The organism is Acetobacter sacchari, from assembly GCF_017377715.1.
GTDB classification, from domain to species: Bacteria; Pseudomonadota; Alphaproteobacteria; order Acetobacterales; family Acetobacteraceae; genus Acetobacter; species Acetobacter sacchari.
Genome location: NZ_JAFVMF010000004.1, coordinates 119,290 through 143,141 on the forward strand (window position 1 = coordinate 119,290; position 23,852 = coordinate 143,141).

The following is a 23,852-nucleotide window of genomic DNA, read 5'->3' on the forward strand; positions in this document are numbered from 1 at the left end:
AGCGCATGGTCCGACCAGCCCCTCCCGCCCCAATGTCCATGTCGCAGCGCACATTCCGTTCCGCTCCGTCTGGTGCACCGCGATCAGGCGCCACCGGAACCGGAAGCCCAAACCCTTTGGCCGCGGCCGCAGCGAAAACGGCAATGGCCAATTCGTCCCAAAGCGGCGCGCAAGGGATGCAGAGTGGCGCCTCAAACGCATCAACTCGCACCCCAGCCGGTAGCGCCGAAATTCGCCACGCCAGAGCCCTCGACGCCGCTGGAAAGGTCGGAGCCGGAAAATTCGATACTCAGGCGAAGCTTATCGCCGCATCGGACATAGCCTGGGCAATTGTCGGTGGCGGAGCGCCCGTGCAAACGGGCGCAGGAATCACTGGCAACGGACTGGACGCGCTCTCCAGCGCATACAGCGCGACGCAAACGGCCAGCCTACCCGCCAACCCCCTGCTGGACGACAACCGCGCACTGTCTAGCGGGAACCGCGTCACTTTAGAATATCTTAACAACCGCAAGCGAAAGAGTTTGGGAGGCGATCTGCTCGGGCTAGGCGGGGCCATCGGCTCGCTGGGAACGCACGGCGTCAACGTAGGCAGTGGGACCCGCCATCTGAATTCCAGCCTCACGACCTTTATCCACCTGGTCAAACTCCATCAGATAGCAAGGGGCCTCCCTGCGGATTGCGAGCAAATGTTGGTCGAGTGGTGCGATGTGGTCGTTCGCATGAAAGCCGGGAAACTGGGCGTACGCGCATTAAAACTCGGCGGTTCGGTAGTTCCGACCGGCCTGATCGCAGGCCATGTCGGCTCCTATGCCGCAATGGCGTCCACCGTTACGGGAGCGAGCACCGCAACAGGGGTCAAGCTTTGCTTTGGACACGCATGCTTCGCAGCGGCCGCAGGTCTCCATTGGCTTGCATTCGAGGAACAACATGGCGCTCTGCGCCGAGGAACCCTGCGTGGAGTTTCCACCCCGGCCTCAGACGTAGTCAGGGAGTTGTTCAAACGTCGCGGTTTGACGCGTATTTTCGGCAGCTACAATGTCCAAGCCCTGATTCGTGAGCAGGCAGGCTGGCTGGCCATCGGCGACAAGATACTGTCCACCTGAACTGACCAGCTAAAAGTCCTTTGATACCGCGGCGGATCTTGCAAGACGGCTACCGCCTCAACCGCCGCCCTGGTCCGCCGAGTATGTGGCCAATCGGCGTCAGGGCGTCCACATGGTCGCAGACGATCTTCAGCACCGCCAGCATCGGGACAGACAGGAACGCACCCGCGATGCCCCACATCCAGTCCCAGAACATCAGCGACGCCATCACAAGAACAGGATTCAGCGTAAACCGTTTGGCCAGCAGCAATGGCGTTATGGTCTCGCCTTCCAGCAGGTGGATGCCGAGATAGACCGCCGGGGCGACAAGCGCGTGCAGCGCTGTAGGAAACGCGAAAAGCCCGACGAACAGATAGATCACCATACCGGATAGTGGCCCGATAATCGGAATATAGTTCAGTGCAAAAGCCACGACACCCCACAAGAACGGGTTGGGCATCCCGACCAGCCAGCACTGCGCGAAATTGGCCAGCCCCACGAGCGCGTTCATCATCGTGATGGTCGCGAGATAAAGCGAGATGTTTCGTTCGACGTGCGACGCGATCTGAATCGCGCGCCGTTTATCGGCGAACGTCGGCATGATCTCGACAAAGCGCCGCATCAGGCTGTCGCCCTGCGCCAGCAGGAAGAAGAGCATGACGAAAAAGGTGAACATCTGCCCCATGAAGGCTCGCGTGCCGAGCAGCAGAGACGACCCGAACTGGCTCAATCCCGGCGAAGCGGGCGCCGCGGCCGACTGGACGTGTCCGCCTCCAAGCAGAGTCTGCATCCGGAGGGCCGCATTCTCCGCAAGGCGTATGGGCATGCGCAGCACCGCAAGCTTTTGCTCGGCGGCGACCAGCCCTTCGGGTGCGCGCGCCAGCCAACCGGCAGCCGGCACGGAGACCGCCGCGCAGACTGCGACAATCAGGCAAAATGTCAGCAGGATCATGAAAAACGCGACGATCATACGCGGCAGACGCGTCCAGCGGGTGATGACGCGCATTGGCGTACCGAGCATCAGATTTGTGACCATGGCCAGCACCATGGGCAGCACGATCGATGCAGCGAAACGCAGCGTGTAAAGGACGGCGAGAATCGTGAGAATCAGCAGGCAGACCTGTGTCAGGCCAAGCTGCACCCGACGCACAGCCGCGTGCACACGTTGCTGCTGGGCGACTTCCGCCGCTCGCTCCACTTTATCGTCTTCAGGATAGACAGGCGGCGGCGGGACCACCGATTGCCCCGCCATCTCGACCACGTCGTCTTCGCCAGCGACCACTCCCCCGGCTTCGGCTGTATCGTGTCGCATTCCGTCCATTCCTGACGATCGATGAGGAGCAGCCATAAAACCGCGTGGGCGTGATCGTGCCTCCCACCGCGCCGCCAGACCAGAGCAACCGCCCTCTCACAATGACGCGTAGAAGACGCTGTCAAGTCACGGAGGCGCGAATAGGCCCGCAGAACGAACTCGCCGAAGGAACTCTCCGGCCGGGTTCAGACCAATCCGCGCGACCGTATCAGCGCGAACGCGGCGATCGAGACCATGCAGGTGATGACGTTGTCGCGCAACATCTCCTCGAACTGCACAAGGCTGATTGTGTGACGCGTAATGTCCTGCTCGGTCGCCTCCAGTTCAGCAGGCCCCTGTGTAAGACCTGTCGCGAGATACACGTGCCCGCGCTGCGTGGAATAACCCGCCCCCTGATACAGCATGCCGACATGCGTCATTCGCTCGGCGACCAGTCCGGTCTCTTCCCGCAGTTCGCCTGCCGCGACCTCGTCCGGGTTCGCGTCGGGCCGGGTTTCCCACATGCCCATCGGCAATTCCCACATCCGCCGCCCGACCGGGTAACGAAACTGGTTGATCAACGTCACCGTGGGTTCGCCATCAACCATACCCAGAGGCAGGATGACCACGAACTCCCCACGTTCGACTACGCCGTAAAGACCATCCTGGCCGTTCGGGCGCCGGATGATGTCCTCTCGAACCTTTGTCCACGGATTTTCATAGGCGACGCGCGACGATAGCGTGAGATAGCCCCCGTCGTCGGCTATGTCCGCCTGACGCAGCGTCACCGGATCGAGCCGCTCCACGGAACGCATGACTTCTGCACCGCGTCCGTCTTCTCTCGCCGTCATATATTCCGCTCCTGTTCGCATATCGGGCCGCTTCATGGCGACTACACGCAACCCTGAGGGTGGCGCCTTTCACCAGAGGCCCTAAGCTGAACGAAAGCACGCTGGATCGGGAGTCTCTTTAATGTTGAACCTTTCCGCGCGCGTCGCGGAGTTCACCACCTCCGCCACGGCGCGCATACTTCCGGTCGTACTGTTCACCCTCGCCTGTTATACGGTCATCGGGCTGGAAATGGCGGTGGTGCCGCTTTTCGTACATCGCACTCTTGGCTACGGCACCGTCCTCGCCGGCTTCGCGATCTCGGCGCAATATCTTGCAACGCTGGCCACGCGCACATGGGCGGGCAACAGAATCGACACAACCGGCGCGCGCGGCGTCGTCGTCACCGGCCTGATCGTCGGTGGGTTTTCGTGTCTGCTGCTCGCCGGGGCCGGGCTCATCCCATCGTCTCCGGAACTGGCCCTGACGCTGACTCTCGCCGCGCGCCTGCTGCTCGGCTTCAGTGAAAGCTGGGTGGCCGTGGGCGTGATCATCTGGAACATCCACCGTGCGGGCCCCGAGCGCACTGCGCTTGTGATCTCCTGGAACGGCGTCTGTTCGTACGGCGGCATTGCATTGGGCGCCCCGATCGCCACGATGATCTTCTCCCACCACGGCGGGTTCGGTGGACTGACCGGGGTGGGACTGCTCGCCGCGATCCTGATGTTCGCCTGCGTCCCTCTGGCCCGGCGTCACGCAACGACGAAGCCCGCGCCCCACGCCGAAGCGCCGTCTTTCCTGCACGTCATCCGCAACGTTCTGCCCTACGGCATGGCTTTGGCCGCAGGATCCATCGGCTTCGGCGCCATTGCGTCCTGTCTCACGCTGTATTTCGACGCACGGTCGTGGAGCGGCGCGGCCAGCGCGCTGGCGTTGTTCGGCGCACTGTTCGTGCTGACCCGCTTCTTCTTCGCGAGCATGATCGGCCGCATCGGCGGAGCCAACGTCGCCCTGATTTCGATGGGGGTTGAGACGCTGGGGCTGCTGACCCTCGCTGTCGGACACACCCCGGCTTTGGCCAATCTGGGTGCGGCGCTTACGGGCGCGGGTTTTTCTCTCCTGTTTCCAGCTCTGGGCGTCGAAGCGGTCGGACGGCTCGGAGCGGCGAATCGCGGGGCCGCTCTCGGCGGGTATTCAATCTTTCTTGACCTCGCCATCGGCGTGTCAGGGCCGGGACTGGGTATGATCATTCCTATATGGGGCTACGAAGCGCTGTTTTTTGTCGCAGCCGCGTTTTCGCTGGCTGGCGTGGCCCTGAGCGCCGCCCTGAGACCTTCCCGCCGCGCCGCATAATCTGCGCCAAGGTCAATTCCGCCTGACGGCTGGCTGTCGCGCTTGGCTGGCCGCGCCATCTCTGTATCTTGGGCGACGCGCCATCGTGTCTTGCACATCGCCTGCTGACACGTCGCCGACCCGCCGTCGCAATCATGCGCGCACGCCTTATCGCAGGAGTTTTCCCCACCATGTCTGCGCCCATCTCCTCCGTCGCCGTGTTCTGCGGCTCCCGCTTCGGCAACTTGCCCGCCTATCGCGCCGCCGCCGAAGATATGGGGCGCGGCATTGCTCGCGAGGGATGGCGTCTGATCTACGGCGGTGGTTACGTCGGGCTGATGGGCGCTGTGGCGGACGCGGCCATCGCGGCTGGCGGTTCGGTGACAGGGGTCATTCCCGACTTTCTCGAATCGCGCGAGGTCATGCACGAAGGCGTGACCGAACTGGTGGTGACCGATTCGATGCACAGCCGCAAGCAGCTCATGTTCGCGCAGGCCGATGCGTTTGCGATTTTACCCGGCGGGTTTGGTACTTTTGACGAGATGATGGAGATCATCACGTGGAAGCAGCTTCAACTGCACCGCAAGCCCATCCTGATCGTCGATGTCGAGAACTGGGCGGCCAAAGTCATCGCCATGCTGGACGCGGCGGTCGAGCAGGGCTTCGCAACTCCCGGGGCGCGTGGGTTGGTCGAAACCGTGCCTGACGTGGAAGCGGCGCTGGCGCTTCTGCGGGCCGCGACCATCACCCCGGGTTCGTCTGACGTCGAGACCGAGCGCCTGTAACGACGCCCCCTGCAGCCCGGGTTGCGGCGAGGGAGCCAAGGAATTTTTTGCCCCCTCTTGCGACGCGCGTGGATGAGGGGTATTAGCCCCGCACCACATCGGAGTGTAGCTCAGCCTGGTAGAGCACTGTGTTCGGGACGCAGGGGCCGGAGGTTCGAATCCTCTCACTCCGACCAGGTAAACGCCGGAAAAACCGGCCATTCATGACATTCCCGAGGCCTTGTCCCCAAGGCGCTGTCATACCAGCCTTCCAAAAATCAAATGCCTGAAAGCGACGCAGCCACCATGAGGCCGCGTTTCTGTCATAAACCAGTGACGTTTCGCGATTAGTCTTCATATCGCCGCGTCGGCTCTCCATATGGAACACGACGCGGTCGGGATCGTTTCGATCAGACCGCCCCTGCGTCGCGCGCTTGCTCGTCGACGCGAGCGGCCTCCAGCGATCCGCTGCGATACGATGATTTCGGGAGAAACAAGATGAGTCCGCGGCGTTTCTTACCTCTGTCGACCGTGTTGGCCTCGATGCTGATCTTCACAGCCCCTGCCTTGGCGCAACGTGGCGGCGGTGGGGGCGGTGGTGGTGGTGGTGGCGGCTTCCACGGTGGTGGTGGAGGCGGCGGTTTCCATGGCGGCGGCGGTGGCGGCGGATGGGGAGGACGCGGTGGCGGCTTCCGCGGCGGCGGCGGCGGTTGGGGCGGCGGTGGCGGTGGCGGTTTTCGTGGAGGCGGCTGGGGTGGCGGCGGCTTCCGAGGCGGTGGCTGGGGCGGCGGCGGATGGGGCTGGCGCGGTGGCGGCTGGGGTAACGGCTGGGGCTGGGGCGGCGGATGGGGAGGCTATCCCGGGTATTACGGTTGGGGTGGTTACCCAGGCTATTACGGTTGGGGCGGTTATCCCTACATGGGTGGATGGGGCGGCTGGGGCTGGGGCTGGGGCTGGGGCGCTCCTTTCGCCTTCGGTTCCCTGCTAGGCCTTGCTGCCGGAGCCGCCGCGACGTCCACATACGCCGACGGCGGTTATGGATATTCTCAGGGGTACGGCTACCCGGCCGCAGGATACGCCCAGCAATCCTACCCGGCTCCGGCGGCCGCAGCCCCGGCGTATTCCCAGCCGGGATACGGGGCCGCGACCTATGGCGGCGCGACCGCCTATCCGGCTCAGGCCTATGGCGCCAGTGCGCAGCCGAGCAATGTCGTGACGTGTTCGGCGGGCCTGTATTTCAACCGCCTGACTCAAAGCTGCGACCGGCGGTAAGCCTTAGGGTGGGGCGTCTCGCCCCGTCAGAGCCGCAGATGTCCGGCGGGCGTGGCGCATCCCGAACCACGCTTCGCCGGAACGAAGATCGTCACGCCGGATCCACGCAGGCACGAAACCCATCCACGGCGATGTGAGCGACTTGCCTGCGGGACGACAGCGATATCCTTCCCGTAATGCGCCCCATCGGCTCGACGCGGTTCGCCCTGCCCTTCGTACACCCGAAAAACATCCAGCGCGTAGCGCCCGCCCTCGCGGGACGCCGCGTGATAACGCGCGACCGCCTCTCGCCAGTCCCCGGTCAACGCATGCAGGCGCCGCAGAAACAGCCCGGCGGCGATTCCGTTGATGACGGGATCGAACCCGGCACGCACGTTTGCAAAAGCGTCCGGATGCCAGGCGAGATCAATCTGGAAACACCCGATATCGACCTTCGGTCTGGCGCCCAGCGCCGACGGGGCGCTCATCACCCGCGCAGCCTCGCTCGCCATCGCCTCGTTCGGGAAACGCAATGCACGACCGTTCACGTTTACTGCAAGTGGATCTCCGTCACTTTCAACCGTGGCGATCGCCCTGAGCAGGCCCTGCGGGATGTCGAGACTTCGCTCGACAATGTCCGCAGCTTCCCCGCACCCGAGCGGCGATGCGTGCGCGCCGGACGTCAGACAGAGCAGCAGCAGCAGCAGCAGCGTCGCCGCCAATCTCCGCCTCTTAAGGAAAGGAACCGGCATCCATACACGATAGCCGTAGAACATTAGCGCTCGGTAAAAACCGTCTTCGCGTGTTCAACCGCGATACTCAGCGATGCTCTCTGAACAGTCCCGGGTATAGCAAGAAACCCCCGGGTTCACCCCGAAATGGACGCCCTTGCGGCAAGCATCAGGGCCTTCATTTCCCGCACCACCGACTCCAGCCCATCGAACACCGCCTGCCCGATCAGGAAATGGCCGATATTCAATTCGGCGATTTCTGGAATGGCGGCGACAGGGGCCACATTGCCGAAGCTCAGTCCATGCCCGGCATGGACCTCCAGCCCCAGCGAAGCCGCCTGCCGGGCGGCCTCCCGCAGGCGCGCAATTTCTCCATCGGCTCCTTCCGCGTAAGCGCCGGTGTGAAGCTCCACCACAGCCGCGCCGATCGCCGCCGCAGCCGCCACCTGCCTGGGGTCGGGGTCGATGAACAGCGACACCCTGCATCCACGCGCGCGCAGCGTTGCGACGGACGGCGCCAGCAAAGCCGCCTGTCCTGACACGTCGAGACCGCCCTCGGTCGTCACCTCCTCCCGGCGTTCCGGAACGATGCAACAGGCGTGCGGCCTCAGATCGGACGCGATAGCCACCATTTCCTCGGTCGCCGCCATCTCCATGTTCAACGGAGCCCGGATTTCAGCACGCAATCTGGCCAGATCGGCATCGCGAATGTGGCGCCGGTCCTCACGCAGATGCGCGGTAATGCCGTCCGCCCCGGCCGCCACGGCAAGAGCCGCCGCAGCCACGGGATCGGGGCCGGAGCCCCCGCGCGCGTTCCGCAACGTGGCCACATGGTCGATATTAACGCCAAGGCGAATAATTCTGCTGCCCGGTTCGGTCATTCCGGCCTCTCCTGTAGGGACGAAGCCCGGTTGTGCGCCAGAGTTCCAGCAAGGCGCAACGCCGCGATCAGGCTGCCTGGCTGCGCGACGCCCTTTCCTGCGATATCGAACGCCGTCCCGTGGTCCGGCGACGTCCGCACGATCGGCAGGCCGAGCGTGACGTTGACCCCGTTCTCCATATCAAGCGTCTTCAGCGGAATGAGCGCCTGATCGTGATACATGCACAGGGCTGCGTCGTAGCGCGCGCGCGCCGCAAGCGTGAACATGGTGTCGGGGGGCACAGGCCCAAACACATCGACGCCTTCGGCTTTCAGCCGCGCGATCGCGGGGGCGATCAATTCGATCTCTTCTCGTCCCATCAGGCCGCTTTCGCCCGCATGCGGGTTAAGGCCCGCGACGGCGAGGCGCGGATTCGACAAACCGAAGTCGCGCCGTAACGCCGCCACAGTGACGCGCGCCGCCGCCTCGATCGCCTCCCCCGTCAATGTGTCCAGCGCCTCCCGCAACGAGACGTGCACGGTGACCGGCACGACCCGCAGCATGGGACTGGCCAGCATCATCACCTCCTGTCCCGGAACGCCGCAGAGTTCGCCAAGAAACTCCGTGTGGCCCGGATGCGGAAAGCCCGCCTTGCGCAACACCGCCTTGCTGATCGGGTTGGTGACCACGGCGCCCACCGAACCTGCCCGCGCGAGGCCCACCGCGCGAGAGATGCTGTCGATGACCGCCGGGGCGTTGGCCTCGTCCGGAGAGCCCGGCAGGACGGGCGTGAAGAGTGGAGATTGCAGCACCGGGATCGCTCGAGCGAAACAGGCTGCGGCGCTCGCAACGTCGTCGACGATTTCGACCGGCACATCTCGGGGCAGGCAGGAAGCATCGCCCAGAAATGCGAACGCGGGCCCCGTTGCCCGCAATGCCCGCCATGCGCCTACGGTAATCTCCGGACCGATGCCGGCAGGATCTCCCATTGTCAGGGCGAGTGGCTGCGTCACGCCGACAACGCCTGCAGCACACGTACCCACGAGCGGATTCCCTTGTGAAAGGACGTCAGGCTGTATTTTTCGTTTGGCGAGTGAACGCGATCGTCATCCAACGCGAACCCGATCAGCAGTGAGTCAATGCCAAGCGCCTGCTTCAGTTCCGAGACGACCGGAATAGATCCGCCGCAGCCGATCACTGCAGCCTGCGTCCCCCACTCGTCGGTCAGGGCTCGCAGCGCTGGCTTCAAGGCGGGCAGATCTTCAGGAACGACGCTTGCCCGAGAGCCGCCGTGCGCGATGAACTCCGCCGAACAATCCACAGGAAGGCGTGTTTGCACATGCGCGCGGAAAGCCGAGCGGACGGCGTCCGGGTCCTGCTGCCCGACCAGACGAAACGATATCTTGGCCGACGCGCGCGCGGGCAACACAGTCTTGAACCCATCCTCCTCATACCCGCCTGAGATGCCGTTGATCTCGCAGCTGGGGCGGCACCAGGTCTGTTCGAGGGCGGTGTACCCTACCTCTCCCGCCGCCTGGCTCAACCCGACCGCGCCAAGGCTTTCCTCATCCGTCGGGCCGAGGGTGCGCCACTGCTCCCGCACCGCTTCCGGCATCTCAGGCACGCTGTCGTAGAAACCTGCCAGCGTGACGCGCCCCGTCGCCGGATCGCGCAGGTCGGAAATAATGTCGCAAAGAACCTGGATCGGGTTACGCGCCGCATTGCCGAACATGCCCGAATGAAGATCGCGGTCGGCCGCCGTGATGATGACTTCTTCGCCCACCATGCCGCGCAGCATCGTCGTGATGGCGGGTGTTCGCGCGTCGAGCATTCCCGTGTCGCAGATCAATGCGAGATCGGCTTTCAATTCCTCGCGGTTGGCCAGCAGGAAGGGCAGCAGGTTGGCGCCGCCCGATTCCTCCTCCCCCTCGATCACGATCGTCACGCTCACCGGCAATCCGCCTTCCGCCTCACGCAACGCGCGGCAGGCTTCGACGAACGTCATGACCTGTCCCTTGTCGTCAGACGCGCCGCGAGCGACGATTTCTTTCGCGCCTTCGGCATTCTCCGAAAGACGAGGCTCAAACGGCGGCGTCGCCCAGAGATTGAGCGGGTCGACGGGCTGCACGTCGTAATGACCGTAGAACAGCACATGCGGCGCGCCCTCCGGGCCCTTCGCATGACCGACGACGATCGGGTGGCCGGGTGTGTCGCGCACGGAGGCGTCGAAGCCGATCGTCGTCAGTTCCTCACGAAGCCACTCGGCCGCCGTGCGACAATCCCCGGAGCGCGCAGCTTTAGTTGAGACGCTCGGAATGCACAGGAGGGTGAAGAGGCGCTCAAGGGCGGCGTCCAGGTTCCCATCCACGCGGGCGAGAACTGCAGAATGATGACTCACTTAGATATTCCCATTACCCCATGTTCTCATGAAGGATTACGGCATTCCCACGCATCTCACCAATGTCGAATTTATGGAAAATATTCACGCGTCAGAAAATTACCAATGCAATTTCATTGCATAGACGAAATTTTATGACGTAGACACGCAATTACGTGACTCTCGAAAGCCACACCGCGATCACTCGTATAGTCGGAGATTGTATTCCAGCCATAATCTTGCGGATATGGTAAATGCTTATAATAAACATTGTCATTGTGAGGAAATGACATTTTTTCTCTAGTGGTATTAAGTAAAAATACGTTAACATCGTCACCAAATCGATGCCTCAAAGAATCAATCAAATAATAAGGGTTACCCTCTCCACAGAAATTGACAAAATATAGAATTTCAGACGCTTTAATAACTTCTCTGAATCGAGCAATTCTACGACGAAATCTTCCCAAAGTATCAGACAAGGATTGTTCGTAACTTTCGTATGGAAGCGGGTTGTGAGCGAAATGCACTCCGGTTGGAGAATGGAAAGGCACGCGAATGCCTCCACCAAATGGTCGGGCCGAAAAATTGGAATCATCATCAAATATAGAGAAATCCGCTCTCAGAGCCTCAGAAGACGAGTCCTTCGGGAATGCAGATTGGTCGTAAGGAAGAAAATCTAGCGGATCATCAGAAAGCCCCCAACGAGCAGAGACCGTTGCAGGCAGGCAGTTCTGTCCCACGGACACGATTTTAACTGGCTTTGCTAACTTCGCCATCCACGCTTTGTTAGCAAGCGCGTTTAACGGCGCAATCAAAGCATTGTTTATATTGACGCCGCAGACCACCGACTCTTCGGAAATTTTTTTCTGAAATTGATTCAAAAATTCACAAATTTTTTCGTGAAGACCGCAAGCGCCCAGAGTAAAAACTATCGCTGGTACAATAACCCAGACATTAGAATCTAAAAAAAATTTCCAATTAGTGTCGATAAAAGAAACGAGCTCATCCCACTTTTCCAAATCTCTCATGAGGATGAATTGCTCAGTCAAAAACAGAATACCGTCCCCCTGATTTGGAGGGTACAAGACGGCGCATTCACGGAACCTTTCTAGCGCTCCTTCCAGATCGCCAATGAGCCTAGGATACTTCGCCCACTCCAAATTAATTGCATGATGTTCTGGAAAATAACGCCGACTTTCATTCAAAACATAAGATAAATCACCATAATTTCTAGCGATTTTCAGGGTTGACACTGCATGCCACGCGATATCTACCTCACCAGGAAACCTCCTAAACGAGTCGGCCATAAAACCAGCAGCCTCCTCAACATCGCCTTCACTCTGCATTTTATTTGATTTATAAATTACTTCCTCTACAGATTTTCTATCAAACATGAGATATTTTCTCTATATCTTTCTTTATTGCGTTGATTATTTTACCTTCAAAAACAATACCTCTATCCGAACTAAAATCCGACAAACCATTCCACGAGTAATCGCGCGGCATCGGGATATGAGTGTAAGAAACATTCGATCTTACGGGGCAAACCAGACTCTCTCTAGTCAAATTCAACATTACAATTCTATGGTTTTTATCTCTTATTATCGGATAAATTTCTTCAACAAATTTTTCGATTTCACATGGACCAACTATACCGAACACCAGAATACAACGCTCGTTATTCAAAGCAAATCGAAACGCCTCTATTTTCATTTTCATTAACGAATGAAAATTTGATTTGTCATCCCCAATAATCGTCCGACCGCGCTCATGCCCAAAATGGACACCGCTAGGACGATGATGCATTTGCGGAGCACCAAACGGCGTCATAGCCTCATAGTAAGTATTCACATCCAGAAATTCAGAAAAATCGCTAGATACAGCGCTGGCAGCTGTATTGCGTCCAAACGCGCCAAGATCAAACGGAGTGATTTTTGCATGATCGCCAGGGAAAAGCGTTAACCCCCACCGATTGGAAACCGTAAAAGGTAAACAACTCTGCCCTAGCGAAAGCACACGGATATCTCTTCCATCCCCCGATATACCTTTCAACCAACGCCTGTTCCAGACCGCCGCTTGCGCGACGCTGCGTAAATTTGAGACGTTAATATCACCGGAGACCCCGGAAGGATCATCCAGCAAATCTACTATACCATCTAAATAAAGAGACTCACGCTCATAATCTCCCAAAGCATCTAGCGCATAATATACCGCTGCAACACAATCTATCCGATTCTTTAATAAATTCCAGTTATAATCAAGAAGAAGCGTAAGGTCATCATATCGCCCCATCTCGATTAGTGGTAAAAACTGCTCGGTTACCAACGGAATAAAACGCTCGTCGCTGGCTGGATCATATAGCTTAAGCATTTGACTACGCCGCGCAATCGCGACATCCCAAGTAGCTCTCGCGTCAAATGAGCGTGTCCACTCAAGTACGAAACCAGGGTCGTTGGGAAACAAAGTCAAACATTTTTCGTTATAAGCATCGGCTTCGTCAAAACATCTGATCCGTCGCAAGGTGCTTAAAAACTGCCACCAGATGCCGCCATCATCCGGGTAATCCTCGACTAAACTGCGGAATCCCTCGCAAGCCTCGTCGTAATCACCATTTGTGAGCGCCTCATAAGCAACCGTGAATCTCTCTTCCTTAGATCGCACTTCAACAGACATCGATTTTTCCCAAAATCAAAGAATCTTCAACATTTCATGCTTCACTTCAGAAACAACCTTGCTTTCGAAGGCGAACCCTCGCTCTGAAGCAAAACCCAGCGGCTCATTCCACGCATAGTCAACTGGATACGGCACATCGACATAACGAACGTGCTGAGAATTCAACTTAACCGAGAATTTTTCTCTCGTAAGATTAAGCATCAACATTCTACTACGCCCGTCCTTTAAATACGGCACCATCGCATCGATAATTTTATTAGGAGAGCACGGACCCGCTATGGCATATACAAATAAACACGGCCCCTCGTTTACTGCACTATAAAATGCATCAATTTTACTTTGCATACCTTCAAAAAAAAGATCGTAATTCGAGCCTAATAACGAGCGTCCACGTTCGTGACCAAAATATATACCTAAATATCGGTTCCACAACTGTGGAGCTCCATATTGGTCAGGGCGCTCATAATAATTATCGCGATTCAGATAAGCTCCAAATTTGGTGCAAATAGCGTCTGCAAGCAAATCTTGATTTGTGATCCCCAGATCAAACGGTGTCATAGCGTTATGCATACCAACACATCGGTTTAGTCCCCACCTGCCCAAAATATTGTAGGGCAAGCATAGCTGACCGAGAGATAGCACCCGCATATGAGACGCATACTTCTTTACCCAAGCATGATTTAATACAGCCTCGTCAGCGATCAATCGCATATTGGCGATATTACGTTGATCAAAAACTGGATCATTTGGATCGACCCAACGAGAAAAATTTTCGCAAAATTTTGCTCTCAAAGAATATAAACCTGCAACCTCATACCCATAAAATATTTGAGCAGGGTCAACTTTTGCGGAAAGAAGCACATCTTCGTATTTATTCACAAGACTCAATAGTTCGTCGAATCTACCACAGTACTTCAACGGCAGAAATTGCTCATGTATCAAGGGCAGCAATTCGCTTTTTTTTGATACGTCGAACAAACCCAACATGCGCTCTCGCCTCCTCACAGATTCTGCCCAATCTGCTACGGCGTCCGGTATCCTAGACCAACCAAGAATGTACCAAGAATCATCGGGAAATAAACTTAGACATTTTTCAAAAACTTCATCTACTTTTTTATAATGACGCAACCTATTTAAAACAGATATGTACTGAATCCACGCCCCAGAATCATCTGGATTACGTTTCGTGAGCTCATGGAATACCTCACAGGCCTCCTCGTAATCACCATCCTTCAACATTTCTTCAGCAGAAGAAAAAAGATCGTTGTAATCTCCTGTTAATATCATCAGATAATTCCCCACAATAGAATCTAAACCAGTTAAAAAAAGAGAACAAAATACAAAGAGATGCCAATTTTATAATATTCACTTACTTCATAACAACCTCCATACCAATTTGACTTTCTGTATTTATACCATCATCTGGCAGATCTTTTTTACCCTCTGGTCCACTCGCTGAAACACCATGAATCACACAATCCCCAACACGCAAAGCAATCGGACTTACTGGAGCAAAATAGAACGGTAAATTTGGATGAGAATTTCTTAATCCATGAAGTGTCACAGAATGAAGACGCTCCGTATTTTTTTCGCGTATAAATTTATCAAGAGTTTGATTGTCAGTATACATTCCGTCGGTCGGAAATTGTGGGCATCCCCCCCTTTGAATGTAAACGGAATGTATTACATGCCACGCTCCCGATGGGATCCGATTTGCAGCCCCTTCCCCAGCAATCGCCACGACGTTTCCATACAATTCAGTTAATTCCATATCACGAATTACGTGAAAAACCTTATAAGCTGTTTCCAATCTTTGCGGAGACATCAAAAACTCATCTGATAAGACGCCCACAATATCAGCTCTAATTCTCTCATCCGCATTAACTGTCGTTAAGCGCAATTGAGCTGACATTCTATACGGATTGCCAACAAAATCAGACCCGTCCATAACTATATACAAACATTTGGACAGTGGAATCGGCGGATTCCACTTCATATGAACCTGCACCACTTGATTACCAATAGATGCCTGCTTTACAATTTCAGCCATCAAAGTATAGCTTGGGAATTGTTTATTTATTTGTGGATAGTCTCCCAAATCCTGACCAGATTTCGGGCAGGATGGCGTATTACTTACATGCAGTGAGATCAACGCCTCGCTAAACATCTTCGAATTTGCGCCTGTTTCGACGTATCCATCCAATGCAACAGCAGCTTGCCCGGAGGGAATAAGCACGGGAAACATCGGCTTACTCGTCAACGTTTTTGTCGCAGTCGAAACGTCCGCACTTATAAGAAATTCGTTGCCCTCAGACCACGCCGGGTGACAGCTCCACCAAGAAAAAAAAACCAGGAGAGAAGAGCAAAGATAACGCGACATTGCGATTTAGCCCTCTACTCTCCAACCACCTTCACAATTAACTCAGCTGCTCGCCAATGCGACAAACGTTTCCACCGCAGCTGGAGATTGAGTCAAGTCGAGTTCCCACAAATTTTCGTCTACCAGCACAAAACCAAGCTGAGCGTAAAGTTCTGAAACAACTGCATTTTTTGCAGTTGCTTGGTAAGAGCCAACAATTTTAGTTATTCCTCTAGCAACGCTCGCAGCAATAACTTCGTTAATAATAAACTGCTCGAAAGTTCGAGAAAACACCCGACAACTCATAACCCATTCGACGATACGAAGTTCTTTACCTTTAGCTTCGCCTATAAGCACGGAGACAAGCCCATGGTCGCCAAATTTGTCTTTGAGCGAGCATGCAAAAACAATATTTTCTTCGTTCGCGAGATAAGCGCGAATCGTCTCCTCGTCGTATCGCCTTGTTAATAAGTTAAACTGATTTGTCTTCTGGCCGAGCTGAACAACACGCTCTATCTGATTTTCCTCTGGGCGCAGAACCATCCCCACCATCTCAAGTCCCTTGAGATAAGTAGGTAAATCTGTAGCAGAACTTTGTTCCACCAGAGCCGCTGCGCGGGCACTATAAGCGCCCGTACGGGAAAAATCCTCTCGACTATATTTTTGAAATTGAAACCAATACCCATCTTCGATTTTCGTTACAAAATCAGCAGGATCCCCATCAAGATGCACTGTGGCAACCATGGGCAACTCTTGTTGAACCAACCCACATTCCACAGGGTTATCATCCACAAACACGAGCGAATCCAAGCCGATATTGAGGTTCTTAGCGATTTTTCGGAGACCCGATGCTTTATCGCCCCAAGAGCACTCGAATGCCGCAAAGTCTTCATATTTCAAAATACTAGCAATATGCGCAAACCCGAGCTTAGCGATCTCCGGATCGTTTTTACTACATACAGCCAAAATAACGCCGCGGGCAGCCAGACTTTTTACATACGCTTGGAACGCGCTAAACGCTTCCGAACGAGCGTCGGAGGTACCCAACTTAATACCATCAACTCCGTCGTCGCCTATAACACCACCCCAAAGAGTATTGTCCAAATCCAGAACGAGAGCTTTCTTCACCGTATTTAACGCGCCACGTAATGCGGAGCGCAATAAAGGCACGTAACCAGGCAGGCCACTATTTTCTATTGGTAATTTTGCCCCATACCAAACACGTGGAGCGAATGTTGATTTGCTCCCATTCTCCAAGGCAAATTGTTCCAAATCAAGCATTTGAACGCCATAGGTTTCAGCGTTCCACAATTTTTCAAACAATGACCGAAGTTGATTACTGTATGAGACTGGCAAGAATTTTTCCGCCAATCCTGTAAGTCTATAAGGCGGCGGCGGCGGGAATTGATGAACGATCTTAACGCCCAATGTCTCAGTGAGGCGCTTCCATATTGAGAGAATCTCGCTAACCTTTGCGTCAACAATTAACGCAACTTCATCATTTGAAGCCGAGGGAGGGATATCAGCAACGAGGCTATGCCAGTCTGAGACAATAAGAACTATATCGGGTTTAATAGAATAGAGTTCAGAGGCCGGATTTAGAACATCCTGCATAAACGCCCCGTAGAGCGACTGACTTACCTTGGGACGCAGACCTTCCTGAGCGCAAGCGACAGCAACACAGCGCAACAGCATATCAGTTGTCGCTGTTCCCATTACGTGAACTTTTATCTCTCGAGCGTCGGCCACCTCAGGAAATGGCCAAGAGCCAGAAACTATTCGCCCACCCAGCGACAAGATATCAGCAAGAGATGGCGTGACTTTTGAGCGGAAATCATTGTAAATCATATTACTTGCCTCACGCCATCTAACATAATTAAGAATTCAGAAAATTAACCAACTTTTTCAATTACCAAAGCTTCCAACTTGTGAAAACTTTTTGTCTCACCAATCAAATCCAATCCAAGTTTGATGCCGAACTCTTCATCAGTTAAGGTAAATAGAGAAAGTGTGGCGAGGGAATCCCAACCGTCTGTATTTTCCATAGTGGCTTCAGGGATTTCTTCTCCTGACTTCGCAGGGAACATAATCATGAAAACGCGAGCCAGGCGCTTACGAATACGGTCGGGTGCAACGCTCATATCAATCTCCAAACTGGAGATTTGTTATATCACGCACCTTCAAAAAGGCTAGAAGGAGCTTGGTGAGCGAATAAAAATATAATTTCAAATATTTTTAAATAGAATCCGCGGTCGGTAGCGGGGATTTATTTTGAGATATATACGTAAAAAGAGGCCACTCATAATGAGTGACCTCTTGTGATGCCTACTGCTTACCTCTTTGACTGCAGCTTAAGCGCCCAAAGCTGGGCGATGTCGCGCGCGCCGTTATCCCCCTCGACGGAGTTAAATGTCGCAATCGCGTCCGCAGTCTTGCCCGCAGCAACCTGGGCCAGTCCAAGATGCAGCTTCGCCACGTTAACGTCGAAAGGCCCCTTTGCGATGCCCTTCTTGATCAGAGCAAGCCCTTTGTCAGCCTGACCAAACGTCACGTAGTTGTAGCCTACGGTAATCAGCGCATTGCCACTCGGTGCTTTTTCTGCCGCAGCCTCATCGGCAGCAATCGAAGCCTTCTTGTCGTCAATCGTCTTGACCACAAGCGCCTTCAGCTTCGCTTCACGCGCAGCGCCAGCATCCTTGCCCAAAGCTCCGAGCGCATAGCCTTGGTTCATGATGTCCAGCGCGACCTGAGGAAGGCCAGCCTGCATCGCGATTTCCGTGGCGTCCATGAAGTCGGCCGTGGCAGTCAGGTTTCCGGCAGCTATACGAATTCGATAAAGATCCAGCTGCAAAGCTGGCGGAAGCTTGGAGTTGGTCTCCAGACCGTGCAGCAACTGCGCCCAATATTCCGGCTTTGGGTAGTACTTCGCCAGAAGAACATAGGTGTGGGTCATCCCACCCGTGTCCTTCAACTGAGTCTGGCAAGTCGCCAGAAGCTGCAGCTGGCTCTCGGGCGGAACCTTGTTCGCCTTGATATCCGCGTCGATCATGTCCTGCTGAACACGCGCCGCGTTCTTGAAATCCTGCTGGAGGTAATAAGACTGAACCAGCAACGTCTGCATCTGCGCGTTGGGTCCGACCTGCTTCAGGTACCGCTCGGTGGCTTTAACTGCCTGCGGGTAGTCCTTCGCAGTGTACGCCATCGTCGCTTCGGCCATCATCATCTGGGCCTTGGCGTCCTTCGGCGTGCGCGATGAAGCGATCAGCGTATCATAGGCCGAAGTCGCGGCCGGAGCGTCGCCAGATTGCGCAGCAACCGCGGCGCGCATCTGCGCTACGGTATACGTCTCGTAGTCAGATTTTCCCTTGATCGCGTCGGCTTCGTTCACAGCCGCCATCGCCTTGGGGTAGTTGTGCGCAGCCAGAGCAGACTGGGCGGCCTGAAGGGGCTTGCCTACCTTGGCGCTGAGAGCGTCTTCGGCGCTCGCCATTGGTGCAGTAGCCAAAGAAACAGGCAAACAGAAGACAGCGCCCGCAAGAAGCGTCAGGCGCGAAAAACGAAACGACATCAGGTCATTGCCCTTCCATGAACTGATCTTGCCCTACAATGCCAAGCTTCGTCACGCCAAGCCGCTGCGCGTCGGCGAGAACATGGGCCACGGTCTTGTAGTCGGCCAGACGGTTCGGGTGGATATGCATTTCCGGCTGATCCGGCATAGCTACGGCGCCAAGAAAATGATTCTGGAGATCTGCTTCGCTGGTGATCGGCGTGCCGTTCCAGGAAATGCTGTTGTCAAAATCGATAGCAACCGTCACCACCTGCGGATCAGGCGCGGAAGACGGCGGAGGATTGCCTTGCGGCAGATCCATCGACACGGAGTGCGTCTGCAAAGGGATGGTGATGATGAGCATGATCAGAAGCACCAGCATCACGTCGATCAACGGCGTGGTGTTGATGTCGACAATGCCCTCGTCTTCGGTCGCGCTTTCCGACCCGACATTCATGCCCATGATGACTCTACTTTCTCAAATTGACCGGGTCCCGTCACACGATGGGACCACATGGCCTTTCGTCACATTACATCTCAGATCCCCGCCGGAGCGGGGGCCTCGCAGCCTCACTCGGAGTGAGGCTGCTCGGTGATGAAGTCGATGTGATAGATCCCTGCTTCCTGACAGGTCGCGACAATTTTGCCGACGGCCTCGTAGCGGGACTGCGCATCGCCGCGAATCTGGATCTGCGGTTGGGGCTTCAGGACCGCCACCTGCTCAAGACGCGCCAGCAAGTCGGCGTGGCTCTTGATCGGGTGTTCGTTCCAGTAAGCCTGGCCGTTTTCCGTCACCGCGAGAGTAATGTTCCCGGGTTTGATCTTGCTCGGCTGGTTGGCGTCCTTGGGGAGCTGCACCTTCACCGTATGAGTCGCCACCGGAATGGTGATCAGGAAGATGATGAGCAGCACCAGCATGACGTCGACGAGAGGCGTCGTGTTGATCGCCGATACAACCTCGTCTTCGTCGCCACCGCCTCCGACGGACATTCCCATGATCAGGCCACCCGGTTCGAGATCGTTGTGGAGGTCGGGGAGTTGTCAGGACGGACCACGATGGTGTCGTGGGAAGCGCCATGACGCATGCCGCCGATCAGGATGGACTGGAGGTCAGCAGCGAAGTTGCGGATCTTGTCCATGCCGCCCTTGTTGCGACGAACCAGCAGGTTGTAGCCGAGCACGGCCGGGACCGCGGTGCCGAGACCAATGGCCGTCATGATCAGCGATTCACCGACCGGACCGGCGACCTTGTCGATCGAAGCTTGTCCGGCGATGCCGATGGCCGTCAGAGCGTGATAGATACCCCAAACCGTTCCGAAGAGACCAACGAACGGAGAGGTGGAGCCGACGGTTCCAAGGAACGCCAGACCGCCCTGAAGGTTGGACTGCACGGAGTCGACCGAACGCTGGATCTGCGAGGACGTCCAGTCGGACAAGTCGATGGATTCCTGCATCGTGCCTTCGTGGTGCTCGGCAGCCACAATGCCCGTGTCAGCGATATAGCGGAACGGCGAGCTGGACTTCAGGGCGGCGGCGCCTTCTTGCAGGGAGGGCTTCGTCCAGAAGTTCTTCGCAGCTTCCTTCGCGGCGGAGAACAGACGCGCCTGCTCAAAGAACTTCGTGATCATGATGTACCATGTGCCGACCGACATGATGACCATGATGACGAGAACGCCGCGTGCAATGATGTCGCCGTTCGCCCAGAGCGCGCCCAGACCATACGGGTTACCCGCCGGAGCCGGCGGCGGAGCAGGTGGAGCCTCGGCGGCAGGAGCCGGGGCCGGAGCGTCAGCCGGGGCCGCGGCAGGAGCCGATGCGTCAGCGGCAGGGGCGTCGGCCGGAGCAGAAGCCGCAGGCGCAGCAGCGTCAGGCGCTGCGGCAGGAGCCGGAGCCGCGTCAGGAGCAGGCGCCGCGTCGGGTGCAGGCGCTGCTGCGGCAGGCTGCTGGGCGTCCTGAGCCAGCGCAACGACTGGAGAGGCGACGCTCAGCGCCATCGCCATCGCGGGAGCGGCCAGAGCGGGAACCGAAAGGCGGCGGTGCAGTCTCTTCATTTATTCCTTGTCCTCGTCTGAACCTCTCGCCGGTCTCGGCCGACGAGAGGATTGGGGGGTGCGATCAGGCTTTAGTCGTTGTTCAGGCTGAAGGTGATCGTATAGGCGTGGTGGAACTCCTTGATCGGCACGCCATTCTGCGTGGCAGGGGCGTAACGGGCGCGCCGGACGTAATCGAGCGCCGCCTGAGCGAAGACCTGACCACCCTGGACGCTGGTGACGCTACAGTTGCTGGTTTCACCCGAGGGCTCGACGTCACACACAACTGTCACCTTGCCTTCACGACCTTCTTCCTCGGCCTGCTCCGGATAGGTGAGCTGGACGTGGTTGATCGGGCGTGAACCAGCCAAATGATCAGGAACCGGCGGACCGACAGGTCCTGGCGTCGGCGGAGCAGCCACTGCGGGCGGCATCGGCTTCGGCGGCGGCGTGTGGGTGACGTGTTGAATCACCTGCTGCGGCGGCGGCTGCACCTGAATCTTCGGCGGCGGAATGTAAGGCGGCGGCGGCGTGGTAAGTTGCGGCGGCGGCGGCGGTGGCGGCGGCGGCGGCGGCGGCTTCACCTCTTTGATCACCTCGGTCTTGATCGGAGCGTGGTTCTCCGACTTCGGCGCCTTGTCGACCCAAGTCATGTAGATGACGCCAAAAATCAGGGACAAGAAGGCAACACCACCGATTCCGATGGCGCGCTTCATCGGATTTCGCTGTTGTTGCGCGTAGTCCATCATGCTGAAAACCTCCTCGACTTCGTCACGTGACTGCGCCCCGGACATTCTATGCCCCGAGGCGCTCAGCCGGATTCTTCGAACGGCTGGCCATGCAGCCCTGTGACGCTCTCCCGTCCACCTTGCCGTCTGGACAAGGGCGACAGATCGACGGATGGAGCCTCTGGCCGTTGCGATTGGGCAATCGACCGCAAGGGATGTCAAGAAAGATATTTACCGAAATGAAAACGTTCATTTTCGGTGCATTCGGCTCAAAAGTTAACCAGTATTCATCTTGCGGCAAGAATGGCGGCTCACGGCGGGCAGCAGGCCGAGCGCAGAAAACTTGCTCACGAAAATGCTAGCAAATCGAGCGGCGACGAAAAAACGTCGCTGGAGTGATTCGCCGACAACGCGCCGCGGCGGCGTCCGGTTCAACACGCTGACAGCGGTTTGAGTGCGCTTCAGCAGGCGTCGTTACGCCCCTTCTTCTTCGCGGCGTGCGCCTGCGCATCGGCGCCTGAGGAACAGTTGCGGCGGACTGAAACATCGTCCAAAGCGGATTTAATCTGGCCTGCGTTGACATACCTGATGGGTATCGCGCGACAGGATGGGCGCGCTAAACGCCCCCGAAAAAACAACGGATGAATAATAACAAATTCATTCCTAAAGCTTACTCGGGAAACGGAAACTGTCGCGTATCTGTGCAAGCAGGCCTCCACCCGCCGCCAATGCCCATGAGAAGCTCACCTCCAACGCATCATGCATAATGAAAAGGCGCCACTCGCTAAATGCGAAGGCGCCTTTTGTGTTTGTACGCCGCAATCTCGGCGAGTAATGAGAAGCCTTACTGAGCCGAAGCGCTGGCCTCTGACCGGGTTGCCCCGACACGGGCCGCAAGCGACGCCGCCATGAAATCGTCGAGCGCTCCGTCGAGTACCGCGTCGGGATTGCCCTTTTCGACGCCAGTCCGCAGATCCTTGACCATCTGATACGGCGCCAGAACGTAGGATCGGATCTGATGTCCCCACCCGATATCGGTTTTCGCCGCCTCGGTCTGCGCCGCCGCAGCCTCCCGACGCTGCAACTCGGCTTCGTACATACGCGCCTTCAGCATCCCCATCGCGGTCGCCCGGTTCCGGTGCTGCGACCGATCCGTCTGACAGGCGACGATGATTCCCGTCGGAATATGCGTGATGCGAATGGCGGATTCCGTCTTGTTGACGTGCTGTCCGCCTGCGCCGGACGCGCGGAACGTGTCGACTTTAAGATCCGCTTCGTTGATCTCGATCTCGATCGTGTCGTCGACTACCGGATACACCCAGACGGACGCGAAGGACGTCTGCCTACGCGCAGCGGCGTCAAACGGGGAAATGCGCACCAGACGATGCACCCCCGCCTCCGTCTTGAGCCAGCCATAAGCGTTCGGGCCGCTCACCTGCATGGTCACGGATTTCAGGCCGGCCTGCTCGCCTTCGGAGCTTTCCATGATGGTGATCTTGTAGCCATGAGCCTCTGACCAGCGCGAGTACATCCGCAGGATCATCTCGGCCCAGTCCTGAGCCTCCGTGCCGCCTGCGCCTGCGTTGATTTCGAGGTAGCAGTCATTAGCGTCAGCTTCGCCGGACAGAAGGCTCTCGGTCTCACGACGCTTCGCCTCTTCCGCAAGACGACGCAACGTCGCCATCGCTTCCGCCACCAGATCGGCGTCGCCTTCCTCTTCGGCCATCGCCACCAGCTCGACCGTGTCGGCGACTTCGCCTTCCAGCTTCTGCACGCCCTCAACCTGATTGGCGAGCAACGTGCGCTCGCGCATCAGCTTCTGCGCGGCCTCGGCGTCATTCCACAGGTCAGGATCTTCGGCGCGGTTATTCAGTTCGGCCAGACGGCCCTGTGCGACATCCCAGTCAAAGATGCCTCCTCAGCAGCGCGACCGACTGCTTGATCTGTTCGTTGAGAGCTTCCGTCTCGGCGGACATGACGACCGAACTCCGTCTCGGGA

At 56.9% G+C, this 23,852-nt stretch carries 22 protein-coding genes and 1 tRNA gene; 5 read left to right on the top strand and 18 right to left on the bottom strand.

The window, feature by feature from the left end; translation table 11 throughout:
* The first annotated feature begins 143 nt into the window (after positions 1-143).
* Entirely contained in the window at positions 144-1,103 is a 960-nt protein-coding gene (locus J2D73_RS04725; protein ID WP_207879881.1) for a hypothetical protein, read from the top strand.
* A gap of 49 nt (positions 1,104-1,152) precedes the next feature.
* On the opposite strand, the gene J2D73_RS04730 is transcribed toward J2D73_RS04725, so the two are convergent.
* Positions 1,153-2,394, bottom strand: a complete 1,242-nt coding sequence (locus J2D73_RS04730) for an AI-2E family transporter (RefSeq protein WP_243429645.1) — start codon at positions 2,392-2,394, stop codon at positions 1,153-1,155.
* Positions 2,395-2,579: 185 nt separating this feature from the next.
* Positions 2,580-3,188, bottom strand: a complete 609-nt coding sequence (locus J2D73_RS04735; RefSeq protein WP_207880064.1) for an NUDIX domain-containing protein — start codon at positions 3,186-3,188, stop codon at positions 2,580-2,582.
* A gap of 157 nt (positions 3,189-3,345) precedes the next feature.
* Between J2D73_RS04735 and J2D73_RS04740 the strand changes: the two genes are divergently transcribed.
* The 4 genes from J2D73_RS04740 to J2D73_RS04755 all read left to right on the top strand — a co-directional run bounded on the left by J2D73_RS04740 (position 3,346) and on the right by J2D73_RS04755 (position 6,569).
* Complete coding sequence (locus J2D73_RS04740; RefSeq protein ID WP_207879882.1) at positions 3,346-4,554, top strand: MFS transporter; 1,209 nt, start codon at positions 3,346-3,348, stop codon at positions 4,552-4,554.
* Between the two features lie 170 nt (positions 4,555-4,724).
* Complete coding sequence (locus tag J2D73_RS04745) at positions 4,725-5,318, top strand: LOG family protein (protein ID WP_207879884.1); 594 nt, start codon at positions 4,725-4,727, stop codon at positions 5,316-5,318.
* Positions 5,319-5,417: 99 nt separating this feature from the next.
* Positions 5,418-5,494: transfer RNA gene (locus J2D73_RS04750), tRNA-Pro, on the top strand.
* A gap of 301 nt (positions 5,495-5,795) precedes the next feature.
* Positions 5,796-6,569, top strand: coding sequence for a hypothetical protein (locus J2D73_RS04755; protein ID WP_207879886.1), 774 nt, complete (start codon positions 5,796-5,798; stop codon positions 6,567-6,569).
* Between the two features lie 26 nt (positions 6,570-6,595).
* Here the strand turns inward: J2D73_RS04755 and J2D73_RS04760 are convergent, their stop codons facing one another.
* From J2D73_RS04760 to prfB, 16 genes are all read right to left on the bottom strand, one after another.
* Positions 6,596-7,270, bottom strand: coding sequence for a transglycosylase SLT domain-containing protein (locus J2D73_RS04760; RefSeq protein ID WP_243429646.1), 675 nt, complete (start codon positions 7,268-7,270; stop codon positions 6,596-6,598).
* A gap of 146 nt (positions 7,271-7,416) precedes the next feature.
* Complete coding sequence (locus J2D73_RS04765; RefSeq protein ID WP_207879890.1) at positions 7,417-8,160, bottom strand: pyridoxine 5'-phosphate synthase; 744 nt, start codon at positions 8,158-8,160, stop codon at positions 7,417-7,419.
* Entirely contained in the window at positions 8,157-9,182 is a 1,026-nt protein-coding gene (gene pdxA / locus J2D73_RS04770) for a 4-hydroxythreonine-4-phosphate dehydrogenase PdxA (protein WP_341535020.1), read from the bottom strand. The genes J2D73_RS04765 and pdxA overlap by 4 nt, the downstream gene beginning before the upstream one ends.
* The gene (locus J2D73_RS04775; RefSeq protein WP_207879892.1) at positions 9,149-10,537 is read right to left on the bottom strand and encodes a dipeptidase; all 1,389 of its coding nucleotides are present in this window, start codon (positions 10,535-10,537) and stop codon (positions 9,149-9,151) included. The genes pdxA and J2D73_RS04775 overlap by 34 nt, the downstream gene beginning before the upstream one ends.
* A gap of 113 nt (positions 10,538-10,650) precedes the next feature.
* On the bottom strand, positions 10,651-11,910 hold the full coding sequence (locus tag J2D73_RS04780; protein ID WP_207879894.1) for a hypothetical protein: 1,260 nt from the start codon (positions 11,908-11,910) through the stop codon (positions 10,651-10,653).
* Positions 11,903-13,189: a tetratricopeptide repeat protein gene (locus J2D73_RS04785; protein ID WP_207879896.1), complete on the bottom strand. Its 1,287-nt coding sequence runs from the start codon at positions 13,187-13,189 to the stop codon at positions 11,903-11,905. Before J2D73_RS04785 ends, J2D73_RS04780 begins: the two co-directional genes overlap by 8 nt.
* Before the next feature lie 15 nt (positions 13,190-13,204).
* Positions 13,205-14,476: a tetratricopeptide repeat protein gene (locus J2D73_RS04790; protein WP_207879898.1), complete on the bottom strand. Its 1,272-nt coding sequence runs from the start codon at positions 14,474-14,476 to the stop codon at positions 13,205-13,207.
* Positions 14,477-14,558: 82 nt separating this feature from the next.
* Positions 14,559-15,434, bottom strand: coding sequence for a hypothetical protein (locus J2D73_RS04795; protein ID WP_207879900.1), 876 nt, complete (start codon positions 15,432-15,434; stop codon positions 14,559-14,561).
* A 177-nt stretch (positions 15,435-15,611) separates the two neighbouring features.
* The gene (locus tag J2D73_RS04800) at positions 15,612-17,396 is read right to left on the bottom strand and encodes an HAD-IIIC family phosphatase (RefSeq protein ID WP_207879902.1); all 1,785 of its coding nucleotides are present in this window, start codon (positions 17,394-17,396) and stop codon (positions 15,612-15,614) included.
* Between the two features lie 44 nt (positions 17,397-17,440).
* Complete coding sequence (locus tag J2D73_RS04805) at positions 17,441-17,689, bottom strand: acyl carrier protein (RefSeq protein ID WP_207879904.1); 249 nt, start codon at positions 17,687-17,689, stop codon at positions 17,441-17,443.
* Positions 17,690-17,880: 191 nt separating this feature from the next.
* Positions 17,881-19,116, bottom strand: a complete 1,236-nt coding sequence (locus J2D73_RS04810; protein WP_243429647.1) for a tol-pal system YbgF family protein — start codon at positions 19,114-19,116, stop codon at positions 17,881-17,883.
* Positions 19,117-19,120: 4 nt separating this feature from the next.
* A complete protein-coding gene (locus tag J2D73_RS04815) occupies positions 19,121-19,558 on the bottom strand; it encodes an ExbD/TolR family protein (RefSeq protein ID WP_026398269.1) in 438 nt (145 codons plus the stop codon).
* A 107-nt stretch (positions 19,559-19,665) separates the two neighbouring features.
* Positions 19,666-20,091, bottom strand: a complete 426-nt coding sequence (locus J2D73_RS04820; RefSeq protein WP_026398270.1) for an ExbD/TolR family protein — start codon at positions 20,089-20,091, stop codon at positions 19,666-19,668.
* Positions 20,092-20,093: 2 nt separating this feature from the next.
* Positions 20,094-21,146, bottom strand: coding sequence for a MotA/TolQ/ExbB proton channel family protein (locus J2D73_RS04825; protein WP_207879906.1), 1,053 nt, complete (start codon positions 21,144-21,146; stop codon positions 20,094-20,096).
* Between the two features lie 71 nt (positions 21,147-21,217).
* The gene (locus J2D73_RS04830) at positions 21,218-21,874 is read right to left on the bottom strand and encodes an energy transducer TonB (protein ID WP_371863415.1); all 657 of its coding nucleotides are present in this window, start codon (positions 21,872-21,874) and stop codon (positions 21,218-21,220) included.
* 823 nt (positions 21,875-22,697) lie between these two features.
* Positions 22,698-23,829, bottom strand: a protein-coding gene (prfB, locus tag J2D73_RS04835) for a peptide chain release factor 2 (RefSeq protein WP_146882455.1) whose coding sequence is annotated in 2 segments (ribosomal slippage) — positions 22,698-23,759 and positions 23,761-23,829 — 1,131 coding nt in all. Because the reading frame shifts where the segments join, the coding sequence is not laid out codon by codon here.
* Positions 23,830-23,852 lie beyond the last annotated feature (23 nt).

What these genes read in the sequence shown, in the direction of transcription:
- J2D73_RS04785 (WP_207879896.1), bottom strand. Translation starts at nt 13,189, where the DNA reads ATGTCTGTTGAAGTGCGATCTAAGGAAGAGAGATTCACGGTTGCTTAT.
- J2D73_RS04800 (WP_207879902.1), bottom strand. Translation starts at nt 17,396, where the DNA reads ATGATTTACAATGATTTCCGCTCAAAAGTCACGCCATCTCTTGCTGAT.
- J2D73_RS04820 (WP_026398270.1), bottom strand. Translation starts at nt 20,091, where the DNA reads ATGGGAATGTCCGTCGGAGGCGGTGGCGACGAAGACGAGGTTGTATCG.
- J2D73_RS04790 (WP_207879898.1), bottom strand. Translation starts at nt 14,476, where the DNA reads ATGATATTAACAGGAGATTACAACGATCTTTTTTCTTCTGCTGAAGAA.
- J2D73_RS04825 (WP_207879906.1), bottom strand. Translation starts at nt 21,146, where the DNA reads ATGAAGAGACTGCACCGCCGCCTTTCGGTTCCCGCTCTGGCCGCTCCC.
- J2D73_RS04765 (WP_207879890.1), bottom strand. Translation starts at nt 8,160, where the DNA reads ATGACCGAACCGGGCAGCAGAATTATTCGCCTTGGCGTTAATATCGAC.
- J2D73_RS04830 (WP_371863415.1), bottom strand. Translation starts at nt 21,874, where the DNA reads ATGATGGACTACGCGCAACAACAGCGAAATCCGATGAAGCGCGCCATC.
- J2D73_RS04810 (WP_243429647.1), bottom strand. Translation starts at nt 19,116, where the DNA reads ATGTCGTTTCGTTTTTCGCGCCTGACGCTTCTTGCGGGCGCTGTCTTC.
- J2D73_RS04795 (WP_207879900.1), bottom strand. Translation starts at nt 15,434, where the DNA reads ATGTTTCCCGTGCTTATTCCCTCCGGGCAAGCTGCTGTTGCATTGGAT.
- J2D73_RS04730 (WP_243429645.1), bottom strand. Translation starts at nt 2,394, where the DNA reads ATGCGACACGATACAGCCGAAGCCGGGGGAGTGGTCGCTGGCGAAGAC.
- J2D73_RS04815 (WP_026398269.1), bottom strand. Translation starts at nt 19,558, where the DNA reads ATGGGCATGAATGTCGGGTCGGAAAGCGCGACCGAAGACGAGGGCATT.
- J2D73_RS04745 (WP_207879884.1), top strand. Translation starts at nt 4,725, where the DNA reads ATGTCTGCGCCCATCTCCTCCGTCGCCGTGTTCTGCGGCTCCCGCTTC.
- J2D73_RS04725 (WP_207879881.1), top strand. Translation starts at nt 144, where the DNA reads ATGGCCAATTCGTCCCAAAGCGGCGCGCAAGGGATGCAGAGTGGCGCC.
- J2D73_RS04755 (WP_207879886.1), top strand. Translation starts at nt 5,796, where the DNA reads ATGAGTCCGCGGCGTTTCTTACCTCTGTCGACCGTGTTGGCCTCGATG.
- J2D73_RS04805 (WP_207879904.1), bottom strand. Translation starts at nt 17,689, where the DNA reads ATGAGCGTTGCACCCGACCGTATTCGTAAGCGCCTGGCTCGCGTTTTC.
- J2D73_RS04735 (WP_207880064.1), bottom strand. Translation starts at nt 3,188, where the DNA reads ATGCGTTCCGTGGAGCGGCTCGATCCGGTGACGCTGCGTCAGGCGGAC.
- J2D73_RS04740 (WP_207879882.1), top strand. Translation starts at nt 3,346, where the DNA reads ATGTTGAACCTTTCCGCGCGCGTCGCGGAGTTCACCACCTCCGCCACG.
- J2D73_RS04780 (WP_207879894.1), bottom strand. Translation starts at nt 11,910, where the DNA reads ATGTTTGATAGAAAATCTGTAGAGGAAGTAATTTATAAATCAAATAAA.